Annotated in this window: 11 protein-coding genes; 2 read left to right on the top strand and 9 right to left on the bottom strand. The window is 62.2% G+C overall.

Annotation, left to right across the window (positions count from 1 at the left end; translation table 11 throughout):
* Positions 1 to 283 precede the first annotated feature (283 nt).
* The 4 genes from lgt to ACLBXN_RS05840 form a co-directional block, all read right to left on the bottom strand.
* Entirely contained in the window at positions 284 to 1,126 is an 843-nt protein-coding gene (lgt, locus tag ACLBXN_RS05855) for a prolipoprotein diacylglyceryl transferase (protein ID WP_211455909.1), read from the bottom strand.
* Positions 1,127 to 1,270: 144 nt separating this feature from the next.
* Entirely contained in the window at positions 1,271 to 2,278 is a 1,008-nt protein-coding gene (locus tag ACLBXN_RS05850; protein WP_447611460.1) for a Bug family tripartite tricarboxylate transporter substrate binding protein, read from the bottom strand.
* A gap of 116 nt (positions 2,279 to 2,394) precedes the next feature.
* On the bottom strand, positions 2,395 to 4,254 hold the full coding sequence (gene ilvD / locus ACLBXN_RS05845; protein ID WP_211455907.1) for a dihydroxy-acid dehydratase: 1,860 nt from the start codon (positions 4,252 to 4,254) through the stop codon (positions 2,395 to 2,397).
* A gap of 140 nt (positions 4,255 to 4,394) precedes the next feature.
* Positions 4,395 to 4,634 (bottom strand): TIGR04438 family Trp-rich protein, encoded by a 240-nt coding sequence (locus tag ACLBXN_RS05840; protein WP_043004493.1) that lies wholly within the window; start codon positions 4,632 to 4,634, stop codon positions 4,395 to 4,397.
* 112 nt (positions 4,635 to 4,746) lie between these two features.
* On the opposite strand from ACLBXN_RS05840, the gene ACLBXN_RS05835 reads away from it, so the two are divergent.
* On the top strand, positions 4,747 to 5,052 hold the full coding sequence (locus tag ACLBXN_RS05835) for a c-type cytochrome (RefSeq protein WP_043004525.1): 306 nt from the start codon (positions 4,747 to 4,749) through the stop codon (positions 5,050 to 5,052).
* Positions 5,053 to 5,134: 82 nt separating this feature from the next.
* Here the strand turns inward: ACLBXN_RS05835 and ACLBXN_RS05830 are convergent, their stop codons facing one another.
* A complete protein-coding gene (locus tag ACLBXN_RS05830; RefSeq protein WP_447611459.1) occupies positions 5,135 to 7,120 on the bottom strand; it encodes an alkyl/aryl-sulfatase in 1,986 nt (661 codons plus the stop codon).
* A gap of 158 nt (positions 7,121 to 7,278) precedes the next feature.
* Between ACLBXN_RS05830 and ACLBXN_RS05825 the strand changes: the two genes are divergently transcribed.
* Positions 7,279 to 8,184 carry a LysR family transcriptional regulator gene (locus tag ACLBXN_RS05825; RefSeq protein ID WP_447611458.1) on the top strand — a complete coding sequence of 302 codons (906 nt, stop codon included), beginning with the start codon at positions 7,279 to 7,281 and terminating at the stop codon, positions 8,182 to 8,184.
* 116 nt (positions 8,185 to 8,300) lie between these two features.
* Here the strand turns inward: ACLBXN_RS05825 and typA are convergent, their stop codons facing one another.
* From typA to infB, 4 genes are all read right to left on the bottom strand, one after another.
* Entirely contained in the window at positions 8,301 to 10,127 is a 1,827-nt protein-coding gene (gene typA / locus ACLBXN_RS05820) for a translational GTPase TypA (RefSeq protein WP_003056350.1), read from the bottom strand.
* On the bottom strand, positions 10,124 to 11,116 hold the full coding sequence (truB, locus tag ACLBXN_RS05815; protein WP_447611457.1) for a tRNA pseudouridine(55) synthase TruB: 993 nt from the start codon (positions 11,114 to 11,116) through the stop codon (positions 10,124 to 10,126). The genes typA and truB overlap by 4 nt, the downstream gene beginning before the upstream one ends.
* 4 nt (positions 11,117 to 11,120) lie before the next feature.
* Positions 11,121 to 11,498 (bottom strand): 30S ribosome-binding factor RbfA, encoded by a 378-nt coding sequence (rbfA, locus tag ACLBXN_RS05810; RefSeq protein WP_003056352.1) that lies wholly within the window; start codon positions 11,496 to 11,498, stop codon positions 11,121 to 11,123.
* A gap of 95 nt (positions 11,499 to 11,593) precedes the next feature.
* Positions 11,594 to 14,428: a translation initiation factor IF-2 gene (gene infB, locus ACLBXN_RS05805; protein WP_447611456.1), complete on the bottom strand. Its 2,835-nt coding sequence runs from the start codon at positions 14,426 to 14,428 to the stop codon at positions 11,594 to 11,596.
* Between the last annotated feature and the right edge of the window lie 2 nt (positions 14,429 to 14,430).

Here is a 14,430-nt window from a genome sequence, read left to right as displayed (position 1 = left end):
CCTGCCCGCGGCGCAAGGTGGCCTCCAGGCGTTGCGCCAGCGGGCGATGCTGGCTGTCGCCCTTCTCGCCCTCGGCGCCACGCACCCACAGCTTGGTTTGCTCAATCCACTCGGCTGCCCAACCCATAAGCATCTCCTTGTTCCTGCACCATCATGCTCTCATTGAAGAAGCAGATACCGCAATTGCAGTAACGCTTTGAGCCATTATGTGCAGTTTTCCTGCCGCAGCCAGCGCCGCATAAAAAAACGCAGACCGAAGTCTGCGTTTTCGAGTGTTTGAGCATCAGGCCGCCGTCCGCTGAACCACGTAGGCCTGGCGCTTGCCGCACCACACCCACATGAGCACTCCGGCGACGATCATGGGCAGGCACAGCCACTGGCCCATGCTCATGCCCAGCGACAGAATGCCCAGGAAGTCATCGGGCTCGCGGAAGTACTCGGCAATGAAACGGAAGGCGCCGTAGCCGATCAGAAAGACCGCCGCGACCTGGCCGGGCTTGCGCTCCTTGCGCGCATACAGCCACAGAATGATGAACAGCAGCAGCCCTTCCATCAGAAACTGATAGATCTGCGAGGGGTGACGCGGCAGCATGGAGCCGCTTTGCGGGAACACCATGGCCCAGGGCAGATCGGCATTCGCAAAACGCCCCCAGAGCTCGCCGTTGATGAAGTTGCCGATACGGCCTGCAGCCAGACCCGTGGGCACGCAGGGCGCCACGAAATCCGCAACTTCCAGCCAGTTGCGTTTGCGCGATCGTGCAAACCAGATCATGGAGCCGATGACGCCCAGCAGCCCGCCGTGAAAGCTCATGCCGCCCTGCCAGACGGCAAGAATCTCCAGCGGATGCGAGAGGTAGTAGCCGGGCTTGTAGAACAGGCAGTAGCCGATTCGCCCGCCCACGACCACGCCCAGCACGCCGAGAAAGAGAATGTCCTCCACATCCTTGCGCGCCCAGGCACGCTCGCCTGTCATGTATTTGAATGGAGGGTGGTGCAGTCGGCGCGTGCCCAGAAACAGGAACAGACCGAAGGCCACCAGATAGGTTATGCCATACCAGTGCACGGCCAGAGGGCCAATCTGCACGGCTACGGGATCAATGTGCGGATACATCAGCATGTCAGGCATTGTGCCGCAGGCCGATGACGTTTCTGCAAAACTGCATGCACCGAAAACGCTGCCAGGCCGTATTCTCCGATTCAGAGACCTCGGAGACGCCAAACCCGGCCTGGATGACAGCGGCATCCGGCACAGGCAGCACTCTCCCCAACGTCAATGCGGCCTGTCCGCCCCCAGGCCCTGCTCGCGCACGGTCTGGCGCACGGCCCTGGCGGTCTCCTCCATCATGGTCCCCAGGCGCTGCGCCGTGCCGCCCAGGACATGCACGCCCATGGCCTGCAGACGCTCCTGCACGGCCGGCTCCTGCAGGGCCGCGTTGGCAGCGCTGTTGAGCCGGCTCACCACGGCCTGCGGCGTGCCGGCTGGAGCAACGATGCCGAACCAGGTGATGGCCAGATCGTTGAGCGCAGGATGACCCAGCTCCCTGAACGTGGGCACCTGCGGCAGGGCCGGCAGGCGCTCCTGTGCGGCCACGGCGAACGCAACCAGGCGGCCCGCAGCCAAATGCGGAGCCGACGAGGGGTACTGATCGCTGAGCACCTGGGTCTCGCCCGACAATGCGCCGCTGATCACCGGCCCCTGCCCCTTATAGGGAATGTGGTGCAGCTTGAGCTTGAGATCGGCATTGAGGCGCTCGGCAATCAGATGCCCGATAGAGCCGATTCCGGCCGAGCCGATATTGAACTGGCCCGGCTTGCTGCGCGCAAGAGTGAGGAACTGGGCATAGTTCTGCACGCCCATATTCGGATGCACGGAAAACACTGACGGAATGGACGCCAGTGCGACCACCGGCACCAGGGCCTTGGCAGGATCTATGCGTGCCGACTGGGGCAGCATGATGGGATTGACCACCAGCGTGCTGATGGTGCCCAGGCCTATCGTGTAGCCGTCAGGCGCGGCATTGGCCACGGCCTCGGCACCGATGAAGCCGCTGGCACCGGAGCGGTTGTCGACCACCACGGGCTGACCCAGAGTCGTGTGCATGGCATCGGCAACCAGGCGCGCCACGATATCGGTGGAGCCTCCGGGCGTGAAAGGAACCACCAGACGCACGGGACGCTGCGGATAACGCCCTTCTGCCGCCTGCGCCGTCAATGCCCCCAGCAAGGCCAGCAGCCCTGCTGTCTTCAACAAGAAGGAGGGGCGAACAGCGAAAGACATGGAGATCACTTTCTGGCAAGACAATAAAAACAGCCGCGCGACTTGCGTCGGGCGGCTGTGGGATTGTCCGTCAGCAGGCAAAGCCCGCGCTGACGAAATGACGAAACAAACGTAACTTAGTCGTCGAGCAGCGACAGATCGCGCACGGCGCCGGTGTCGGCGCTGGTCACCAGCTTGGCATAGGCCTTGAGGGCTGCCGAGACCTTGCGCGGACGGGCCTGGGCAGGCTTCCAGCCCTTGGCGTTCTGCGCTTCACGGCGACGCGCCAGCTCTTCGTCGCTGACCAGCATGTTGATGCTGCGGTTGGGAATGTCGATGCGGATGATGTCACCGTTCTGCACCAGGCCGATCGCGCCGCCGGCGGCTGCCTCGGGCGAGCAGTGGCCGATGGACAGGCCGGAGGTACCGCCCGAGAAGCGGCCGTCCGTCAGCAGCGCACAGGCCTTGCCCAGACCCTTGGACTTGATGTAGCTGGTGGGGTAGAGCATTTCCTGCATGCCGGGGCCGCCCTTGGGGCCTTCGTAGCGCACGATGACCACATCGCCGGCCTTGACCTTGTCGGCCAGGATGTTGGCCACGGCCTCGTCCTGGGACTCGACCACATGGGCCGGACCTTCGAACACCAGAATCGACTCGTCCACGCCTGCGGACTTCACCACGCAGCCGTCCAGCGCGATGTTGCCGCGCAGCACGGCCAGACCGCCTTCCTTGCTGAAAGCGTGCTCGTAGCTACGGATGCAGCCTTCGGCGCGATCCAGATCCAGGCTGGGCCAGCGGGTGTTCTGACTGAACGCCACCTGCGTGGGAATGCCGGCCGGACCGGCCATGTAGAAGTGGCGTACGGCCTCATCCTGCGTGCGCATGATGTCCCACTGCTCCAGCGCATCCTTCATGGTCTTGGCATGCACCGTGGGCACATCGGTGTGCAGCTTGCCAGCGCGGTCCAGCTCGCCCAGGATGGCCATGATGCCGCCGGCGCGGTGCACGTCTTCAATGTGGTACTTGGGCGTGTTGGGCGCGACCTTGCACAGCTGGGGCACGACGCGCGAGAGGCGGTCGATGTCAGCCATGGTGAAATCGATACCCGCTTCCTGGGCGATGGCCAGCAGGTGCAGGATGGTATTGGTGGAGCCGCCCATGGCGATGTCCAGCGTGATGCAGTTCTCGAACGCCTTGAAGCCCACGGAGCGCGGCAGCACGCTCTCGTTGTCGTTCTCGTAGTAGTCACGGGCCAGCTCGACGATGCGGCGGCCGGCACGCAGGAACAGCTCTTCACGGTCGGCATGCGTGGCCACCACGGTTCCGTTGCCCGGCAGGGACAGGCCCAGGGCCTCGGTCAGGCAGTTCATCGAATTGGCAGTGAACATGCCCGAGCAGGAACCACAGGTCGGGCAGGCGGAGCGCTCCACCTGGGCCACTTCGTCGTCGGAATAGCGCTGGTCGGCCGCGATCACCATGGCGTCCACCAGGTCCAGCTTCTTGAACTCGATAGTCTTGGTTTCGGGGTTGGCCAGCTTGGTCTTGCCGGCCTCCATGGGGCCGCCGGACACAAAGATCACCGGAATGTTCAGGCGCATCGCGGCCATCAGCATGCCGGGGGTGATCTTGTCGCAGTTGGAGATGCACACCAGCGCGTCCGCGCAATGGGCATTGACCATGTACTCGACCGAGTCGGCGATCAGGTCACGGCTGGGCAGCGAATACAGCATGCCGTCATGACCCATGGCGATGCCATCGTCCACGGCGATGGTGTTGAACTCCTTGGCCACGCCGCCGGCCTTTTCGATCTCGCGCGCGACCAGTTGTCCCAGATCCTTCAGGTGCACATGGCCGGGCACGAACTGGGTGAAGGAGTTGGCAATCGCAATGATGGGCTTGTCGAAATCGCCATCTTTCATGCCGGTGGCACGCCACAGGGCGCGCGCACCGGCCATGTTGCGGCCGCCGGTGGAGGTTTTGGAACGGTATGCGGGCATGGGGTTCGCTATAGGACGTTATCGGGAAAGGATTCTCCGGATTATGGCCCAGCGCCGCCGCACAGCGATGCCTAGCCCATGGCGCGCTGTCAGGCAAAACCTTGGTGGGACATCGTCAATCGCGATGCCTTATTCGCTGCTCAGCGACGTCGCTGACCGGGTGCCATGGCCTGCTTCTGTCGTTCGATGCGCTCCTTCTTGCGCTGGTCCATCTTCTCCATGGCCTTGCGCTTGGTGTAGCCCGACGCGTCGGCCCAGGCCCACCAGGCGGCGGCCGCGCCATACACAGCCAGAATCGGCCACCAGCTCCAGGCACCCACAGGTCCGATCTCCGCGAGCTTGAGCAGCGACAACACAATGGCGAGTCCTAGCAGATACATATTCCCTCACTTTTGTTCATTTTTCCCAACAGAGCGTGCACTAAAGAGTACACAAAGCAAGCACTACAATGGGCCAAAAGATCAACTTTAACCCTGCCTCCTGGAACTCATGATGAAGCAATTTCTGATCGCTTTCGCTCTTTCTGCCGCGGTTGTGGCGCCTGCAATGGCCGACCAGGCTCTGGCACAGTCCAAGAACTGCATGGCCTGCCACGCCGTGGACAAGAAGCTGGTCGGTCCCGCCTTCAAGGATGTGGCCGCCAAGTATGCCGGCCAAAAGGATGCCACCGACAAGCTGGCGGCCAAGGTCATCAAGGGCGGCTCCGGCGTCTGGGGCCCCGTGCCCATGCCCGCCAATCCCCAGGTCAATGAAGCCGATGCCAAGAAGCTGGTGGCCTGGATTCTGACGCAGAAGTAATCTGCCACTGCCACGCAGTGCAAGCTGAAAACAAAAAAACCGCATGCCAGCCATGCGGTTTTTTTGTTTTCAGGCTACCGCCCTACCGGGTGACGATGGGGAAGTCGGGCCGGTTGGCATCAAACAGCTTCAGGAATGCCCCCAGAGCTGCACGGTCACCCTCGATTTTCATGACTGCTGGCGCCTGCCCTTCCTTGGCAGCTCCGGACAAAAACTTCAGGAATGCGGGTCGGGTGAGGCTCAGCGACACATCCGCGCCATCCTGGGCTGGCGCCTTGCGGAAATGCAGCACCGCGTTTTCAAGCCAGATGACATAGCGCTCGCCCACATCGTCCAGCGCCAGATTCATTACAAAGCGCCTGTCCGCGGCCTTGACTGCGTCCAGCCGTGTGGCCAGCACTTCGAGAAAACGCTCGGTCGGAATCTGCGCCGTCATCTCGGCCAGGGCCGATACATCCTTGGACATGGGCGGCACACCCTGGCGCAACTCCAGCGCCGCCGTCAGATAGCTGTTACGCCAGGTGGCAGACTCGGCGCGATAGCCCAGCTGCTCGTGGCAACGGGCCAGCAGCTCTTTCGCCACCGCGTTGTCAGGCTCGGCAAACACCAGTTGCTGCAGCAGCTCCACAGCCCAGCGGTAGTCGCCCTGCCCGGCCGCTGCGCTGCCTTGCTCCAGCACCTTGGCTGTGCCACCCAGCGCCGCCACATATTTCTGCGCCTTGAGCTTAGGCGGCAGCGGATCCAGATTGGCTGGATTGCCATCGTAATTGCCGAGGTAGAACTGGTAGATGGCTTTGACGTTATGGCGCAGATCGCCGTAGTAGCCACGTCCGCCCCAGAAAGCCGCCAGCGACGACGGCAGCTTGATCTGTTCGGCAATCTCGGCAGGCTGCAGGCCCTGATTGATAAGGCGCACGGTCTGGTCATGCATGAACTGGTAGAGATCGCGCTGGCGGCTGATGAAGCTGGCAATATGCGCCTTGCCCCAGACCGGCCAGTTGTGCTGGTTGAACAGCACCTCCGCATCGCCAGCCTGCTCCAGCACCTTTTGCAGATAGGCTGACCACTGCATGGCATCGCGCACCTTGGCGCCGCGTATGGGCAGCAGATTGTGCATGGTCTGCGCCAGAATCTCGGCCCCTCCAAAGGCCTTGCGCTCCGGGATACTGAAAGTCAGCTCGGCAGGGGCCTCGGCCCCGGGCATGTTGTGAAACACGAAGCGCACGCCGTCCAGCATCATCTCCTGGTCGGCCCTGTCCACGCTGACCGTGGGCGGCAGAATGCCCGTATGGCCGCTGACCAGGCTCTTGCCCAGGCCCGTGTCCACATTGCCCGTGGGCGACAGCGGCAGCCGCGTGCCGAACTGGTAGATGGCGCGCCGCGCCATGGCTGTGCCCACGAGCAAGTTCTCGCTGGTGGCCTCATCCATGAAGCCCGCAGGCGCCACCACGGGCACTTTGCGCTGCGCCACTTCCGCGGCGCTGATGACTCCCAAGGCACCGCCAAAATGGTCTGCATGGCTGTGTGTGAAGATCAGCGCCGTCACAGGCTTGTTGCCCAGGTGCTGGCGCGCAAATGCCATGGCGGCTGCGGCAATCTCGCGGCTGGTCAGCGTGTCCACCACAATCCAGCCGGTCTTTCCCTCGACCAGGGTGATGTTGCCCATGTCAAAGCCGCGCAACTGGTAGATACCGTCGCTGACCTTGAACAGCCCCGCCTGGGCATTGAGCCGGGCATGGCGCCAGAGGCTGGGGTTGACACTGTCGGGCGCGGTGCCCTGCACAAAATCAAAGGAGGCAAAGTCCTTGAGCACGCGACCATCGGCGTCCCGGACCTGGCCCGTGGGTCTGGCAATCAGGCCTCGCTGCGCATCTTCGCGATCCTGAGCATCGTCAGGCGGCAGGCTTTGAGCAAAAGTGACCAGCGCCTCGCGCGTGGCACTGCTGACCTGGCCTGCCTGCAGTGAACCTGCGTTTTGCGGAACGGCAGAAGGTGCTGCGCAGCCAGCCAGCACGCCAGCGGCAAGCAATGCGGCAACAGCGGCTTTGGGGGTGGGCCGAAATTCCATATATATCTCCTTTTGTTATAGCGGTCAGCGCTTGATGGATCTACGTCAAAGCCCAAAAAGGCTTCGACTCCACCGAGGCTGCTGTCGCATTCTGGGCAGCGCCATGCATTGCGTCCAATGCATAGTCTGAGAAATTTCAATGCATTGGACTCATCGCCATGGACATACGCCGACTGCAGCATCTGGTCATGCTGGGCGACAAGGCTAATTACGCTCGTGCAGCCGAGCAGCTGCATCTGAGCCAGCCCGCACTGACGCGCAGCGTGCAGGCAGCAGAGGAAGAATTTGCGATGAAGCTCTTCGAGCGCGGTGCGGGAGAGGTTCGTCCCACGGCAGCTGGCCAGTTTGTGCTGGAGCGCGCCCGTGAGCTGGTGCGCCAAAGCCGCAATCTGCAACGCGATGTGCAGCTCTATCGAGATCGGCAGATGGGGGACACGGCCTGCGGCTTTGGCCCGTTTCCGGCTCAGTTCCTGCTACCGCCACTGCTGCAACAGGCCCGTAAAGCCTTTGCTGGAGTACATGTGCGCGCCATCATGGGAAACTGGCAACAATTGCTGCAGCGCCTCAAGGACGATGAGATCGAATTCTTCGTGGCCGAAACCCGTGAGCTGCCCGCTGGCAGCGACTGCACGGTACGCGCCCTGCCCACCCAGCCCGGCGGCCTGTATGTGCGCAGCGGCCATCCGCTGCTGCAGTCCGCGCAAACCGATTTCACCCTGGCCCATTTGCATGCCCATGGCCTGGCTGCCGTGCGTCTGCCCCAAACCGTGCGCGATGCCTTATGCGCCCAGTTGCAGCTGAGCCATGACAAGCATCTGCTCGCGGTGGAGTGCGACGATGTCAACAGCCTGATCCAGCTGACACTGCACACCGATACCGTGCTGGCCGCCATCGAACCTGCGGTGCGTCCTTGGCTGCAAGGCGGACAGCTACAGGCCGTGAGGGTGCGACAGGTGCCGGCCATGACTTCGAGCTATGGCGTGGTCTGGCAGCGCGGGCGCAGCCTTTCGCCCATGGCGCAGTGGCTGGTGCAGCAGGTTTGCGAGCTGGCTGCACAGGCATGAAAAGTGACGCCCCACGCTAGCCCACTGCTTGTTGCCTCCTCTTGCCTTTGGAGCATGGGGGCAATAAAAAAGGCCCCGAAGGGCCTTTTCTGGATTCACAGCCTGGGGCTTGTGAATTACGCATCACGCGAAGCACGCTTGCGGTCGTGCTCCTTCAGGTGACGTTTGCGCACGCGCAGGCTGGTGGGGGTGATTTCCAGCAGCTCGTCGTCTTCGATGAATTCCACACCGTATTCCAGCGACAGGTCGATGGGAGGCGTGATCTTGATCGCGTCTTCCTTGCCGCTGACGCGGAAGTTGGTCAGCTGCTTGGTACGGGTAGCGTTCACCACCAGGTCGTTGTCGCGGCTGTGGATGCCGATGATCATGCCTTCGTACACGGGGTCGCCGGCCTTCACGAACATGCGGCCACGGTCGTCCAGCTTGCCCAGGGCGTAGGTGAAGATTTCACCGTCGTCCATGGAGATCAGCACGCCGTTCTTGCGGCCGCCGATGTCGCCCTTATGGGGTTCGTAGCTGTCGAAGATGTTGGCGATCAGACCGGAACCACGTGTCAGGTTCAGGAATTCGTTGGTGAAACCGATCAGGCCGCGGGCAGGAATACGGTATTCCAGACGGACGCGACCGCGGCCATCGGGTTCCATGTTCACCAGCTCGCCCTTGCGCTCGCCCAGTGCCTGCATCACGCCGCCCTGGTGGCCTTCTTCGATGTCGGCAGTCACCAGCTCGATAGGCTCGTGCTTTTCGCCGTCGATCATCTGCATCACGACGCGGGGCTTGGACACTGCCAGCTCGTAGCCTTCGCGACGCATTTCTTCCAGCAAGATGGTCAGGTGCAGTTCACCACGGCCGGAGACTTCAAAGATACCGTCTTCGTCGGTTTCCTTGACGCGCAGAGCCACGTTGGAGCGCAGTTCCTTTTGCAGACGGTCCCAGATCTGGCGGCTGGTCACGAACTTGCCTTCACGACCTGCCAGGGGCGAGGTGTTCACGCAGAAGTTCATGGTCAGGGTGGGCTCGTCAATCTTCAGCATGGGCAGAGGCTGGGGATTGACCGGGTCGGTGACGGTTTCGCCGATACCGATGTTTTCGATACCGCTGATCAGCACGATCTCGGAAGGACCGGCTTCGGTGGCCTGCACGCGGTCGATACCCTGGAAGGTATGCACCTGGTTGATCTTGCCGCTGTAGGTCTTGCCGTCAGGACCGGCCATCACAGCCACTTGCTGACCGGGCTTGAGCGTACCCTGGGTGATGCGGCCCACGCCGATACGACCCACGAAGGTGGAGTAGTCCAGAGCGGAGACCTGCAGCTGCAGGGGAGCGCTGGCATCGCCTTGCACGGAAGGCACATGGTCGAGGATGGTGTCGAACAGGGCGGACATGTCCTCACCCCACTTGGCACCGGGCTCGCCCTCTTCCTTGGACGACCAGCCGTTGATGCCGGAGGCGTAGACCACGGGGAAGTCCAGCTGCTCGTCGGTCGCGCCCAGCTTGTCGAACAGGTCGAAAGCGGCGTTGATCACCTTGTCGGGGTTGGCACCGGGCTTGTCCACCTTGTTCACCACCACGATGGGGCGCAGACCCAGGGCCAGAGCCTTCTTGGTCACGAAGCGCGTCTGGGGCATGGGGCCTTCCTGCGCATCGATCAGCAGCACCACGCCGTCGACCATGGACAGGGCACGTTCCACTTCACCGCCGAAGTCCGCGTGACCGGGCGTGTCGAGAATGTTGATGTGGGTGTCCTTCCAGGACACGGCACAGTTCTTGGCCAGAATGGTGATGCCGCGCTCACGTTCGATGGCATGGTTGTCCATCACGGTGTCGACGACTTTTTCGTGCTCGGCAAAAGTGCCGGACTGGCGCAGCAGCTGGTCCACCATGGTGGTCTTACCGTGGTCAACGTGCGCGATGATCGCAATGTTGCGGATTTGTTTGCTCATAATGTTTCCAAAATGCCGCTTGCTTGTGGACGCGGCGTTCCTTCCAAAATTTGTTGAATTTCTAGCGGACTGAGCAAGCGCTCGGGGATCAACTCCCCGCTCGCCACACGGCCTACCCCTAAAAGGGCATGCGGGCGCTCACCATACACCGCCACGGCCGGGGCATCCGCCCAAGACCCTCGACGGCGCAAGCCTGATAGAAAGCGTCCTGCATCCTGTTCACCCAAGGTGACGACGGCATGACGATGCAGCAGGGTATCGACAGGCTGTACCTGCGCGATGCGCTCTTCATCGTTCATGGCTTCCAGCGCCTGCAGCGTCACGCAGCGCGACACTTCAAGACCGCCGGTTTCCACACGGCGCAGAAAACGCAAATGGGCGCCGCAGCCCAGGGCCTCGCCCACGTCTTCGCCCAATGTGCGGATGTAAGTGCCCTTGCTGCAGGTCACTCTCATCTTGACGGCCGGGTGCCCCTGATCGTCCTGCACCAGCGTCAGCTCCAAGGCATGAATGGTGACATCGCGTGCGGGGCGCTCCACTTCCACGCCCGCACGGGCGTATTCGTAGAGTGCCTTGCCGTCCTTTTTCAGCGCACTGTGCATGGGCGGCACCTGCTTGATGTCGCCCGTGAACCGCGCCTGCACCTGCGCCAGGCGCTCTGGCGTGATGGCGGCCAGATCGACGGCACGCTCCAGCACCACATCGCCCTCGGCATCGGCCGTGGTCGTGGTCTGGCCCAGGCGGGCAATGGCTTCGTAGGTTTTCTCGGCTTCGAGCTGAAGCTGACTGAATTTGGTGGCAGCGCCGAAACACAGCGGCAGCACGCCACTGGCCAGCGGATCAAGCGTGCCTGTATGCCCGGCCTTTTCGGCGCGCAGCAGCCACTTGACCTTCTGCAAGATGTCGTTGCTGGACCAGCCCAGCGGTTTATCAAGCAGCAACACCCCATGCACAGGGCGCCGCTGCACCCGGGTGCGAGGGGCGTTCATGTGCTTATTCCTGTTCGGGTCCGCGCGACGCCACAGCCTTGGCGATCAAGGCGTTCATGTCGGCAGCGCGCTCTGTAGTGCGGTCGTAGACGAAATGCAGCGTGGGCACGGTATGAATGTGCAGACGCTTGAACAGGCCGTTGCGCAGAAAGCCTGCGGCCTGATTGAGTGCAGCCAGCGTCACTTCGGGATCGCCGACGAGCACGCTGAAGAACACCTTGGCGTGGGCATAGTCAGGAGTCACCTCCACGCCTTGCAGCGTGACCATGCCGACGCGCGGGTCCTTCAACTCGCGGGCGATCAGCTCCGACAGATCACGCTGGATCTGGTCGGAAACTTTGAAGCTGCGGTTGGGAGCAGCAGATTTGCGTTTGGTTGCCATGAATAAAAAAGGAGCTATTTGCGCTTGCTGCACAAGGAATTCAAGGCGTTTTCAGCCTCAAACCCTTGCAGAGCAGGCGCTAGCAGCTATTGCTTTTACAGCGTACGAGCGATTTCCTTGATCTCGAAGACTTCCAGCACGTCGCCTTCCTTGATGTCGTTGTAGTTGCGCAGCTTGATACCGCACTCGAAGCCTTCCTTGACTTCCTTGACATCGTCCTTCATGCGACGCAGCGACTCGATCTCGCCCGTGTAGATGACCACGTTGTCGCGCAGCAGACGGAAGTGTGCGTTGCGAGTGACGTGACCTTGCGTGATGTACGAGCCGGCAATGGTGCCGATCTTCGTCGCCACGAACACGGTACGGATCTCGGCCATACCGATGATCTCTTCGCGCTTCTCGGGAGCCAGCATGCCGGACATCGCAGCCTTCACCTCATCCACGGCGTCGTAGATGATGTTGTAGTAGCGAATATCGACATCATTGCCTTCGGCGGTCTTGCGGGCCTGAGCATCCGCACGCACGTTGAAGCCGATGATGATGGCCTTGGAAGCCAGCGCCAGGTTGACGTCGGACTCGGAGATACCGCCCACGCCGGAGTACACCAGCTGAACCTTGATCTCGTCGGTGGACAGCTTGAGCAGCGAGGCTGCCAGAGCTTCCTGCGAGCCTTGCATGTCGGCCTTGATGATGATGGGCAGGGTCTGCACATCGCCAGCGGACATTTCGGCGAACATGTTTTCCAGCTTCGCAACTTGCTGCTTGGCCAGCTTGGTGTTGCGGAACTTGCCAGCGCGGTAGGTCGCGATTTCACGGGCACGGCGCTCATCGCTCAGCACCATGAAGTCGTCACCGGCCTGAGGCACTTCGCTCAGACCCTGAATTTCCACAGGGATGGAAGGACCGGCTGTCTTGGTCTGCTTGCCGTCTTCGTCCAGCATGGCACGAACGCGACCATAGGTCTGGCCCGCCAGCACCACGTCGCCGACCTTCAGCGTACCGGACTGCACCAGCACCGTAGCCACGGTACCGCGGCCCTTGTCCAGCTGGGCTTCGATCACGATACCCTTGGCTGCGGCGTCCACGGGAGCCTTGAGCTCCAGCACTTCGGCCTGCAGCAGCACTTGCTCCAGCAGCTCGTCGATGCCCTGACCGGTCTTGGAAGACACGGCCACGAAGGGAGAGTCGCCGCCGTACTCTTCGGGCAGCACCTCTTCCACCACCAGCTCCTGCTTGACGCGGTCGGGGTTGGCTTCGGGCTTGTCGGCCTTGGTGATGGCCACGACGATAGGAACACCAGCCGCCTTGGCGTGCTTGATGGCTTCCTTGGTCTGGGGCATCACGCCGTCGTCGGCAGCAGCCACCAGAATCACGATGTCGGTGGACTTGGCACCGCGAGCACGCATGGCCGTGAAGGCCTCGTGACCGGGAGTGTCCAGGAAGGTGATGATGCCGCGAGGCGTCTTCACATGGTAGGCACCGATGTGCTGGGTAATGCCGCCGGCTTCGCCCGACGCCACCTTGGTGCGACGGATATAGTCCAGCAGCGAGGTCTTGCCGTGGTCCACGTGGCCCATCACGGTCACCACAGGAGCACGCGACAGCAGCTCCGCTTCGGCACTGGAGACTTCTTCATCGGTGAAGGCCTCCAGGTCGTCCAGCGCTGCCACCTTGGCGGTGTGGCCCATTTCTTCCACCACGATCATGGCGGTATCCTGGTCCAGCGGCTGGTTGATGGTGACCATCTGGCCCATCTTCATCAGAACCTTGATGACCTCGGATGCCTTGATGGCCATCTTGTGAGCCAGTTCGGCCACGGTGATGGTCTCGGGCACCGAAATCTCCAGCTGACGGAACTCGGGAGCCTGCTGCTGTTGCTGCTCGTGACGATCATTGCCACGACGGCCGCCCTTGGGACCACCGCGCCAGTTGGAGCGGCCAGCGACGCCACCGGAGCTGTCGCCACGGGTCTTGATTTCCTTCTTCTTGGCCGCATCGTTGGACCAGCTCGAAGACAGCTTGGCAGACTTGACTTCCTTGCCGGGACGGGCGCCACCGCCGGCGTTGGCCGCGCCAGCGCTGCCTGCAGGCTTGTTGCCATCCTTGGCGGCAACAGGCTTCTTGGCATCCGCAGCGACCGGAGCAGCCTTCTTGGGCTCCTCAGGCTTCTTGGCGACCAGCACCTTCTTGGGCGCGGCCATCATGGCACGGATGGCTTCCGCCTCGGCCAGGGCCTTGCGACGGCGTTCATCCAGATCCTTGGCGCGGCTGGCTTCTTCAGCAGCCTTGGCCTGGGATTCGGCTTCCGCCTTGGCGCGTGCATCGGCCTGGGCCGCAGCACGTGCAGCAGCGCCTGCGGCGTGCTCGCGCTTTTCCTCTTCCTTAGCCGCCTTGGCTTCAGCCACCTTGGCGACTTCCGCGGCTGCATAGGCTGCAGCACGTTCCTCGGCTTCGCGCTCGCGGCGCTCGCGCTCTTCGCGCTCTTGACGTTCCTTGGCCAATTGTTCTTCCTGATGGCTCAACAGCTCTGCCTCGCGGCGAGCATCTTCTTCACGGCGTACCAGCTCTTGACTAGCGGCACGCTCCTGCACAGCCTTAGCCATGCTTTCCGCATTGGCCTGAGCCTCGGCGGGAGTGTCTTCCCGCTTCACGAAAGTGCGCTTCTTACGCACTTCCACCTGAATCGTACGGGCACGGCCCGATGAATCCGCCTGCTTGATTTCGCTGGTGGACTTCTTGGTCAGCGTGATCTTCTTGGCACCGCTGCCATGGCTTGCCTGCAGGTGAGACAGCAAGCGCTGCTTGTCACCTTCGGTCAGCGCATCAGCGGCATTGGCCTTGTCAACCCCGGCGGCCTTGAGCTGCTGCAGCAAGGTATCAGGGGTCGTGTTGCGCTCTTTCGCAAATTCTGCAACCGTATTACTCGACATAA

Source organism: Comamonas sp. C24C (genome assembly GCF_053345995.1).
Note: the sequence above shows the minus strand (reverse complement) of the source record. Positions and strands in the feature narration are given on the sequence as shown.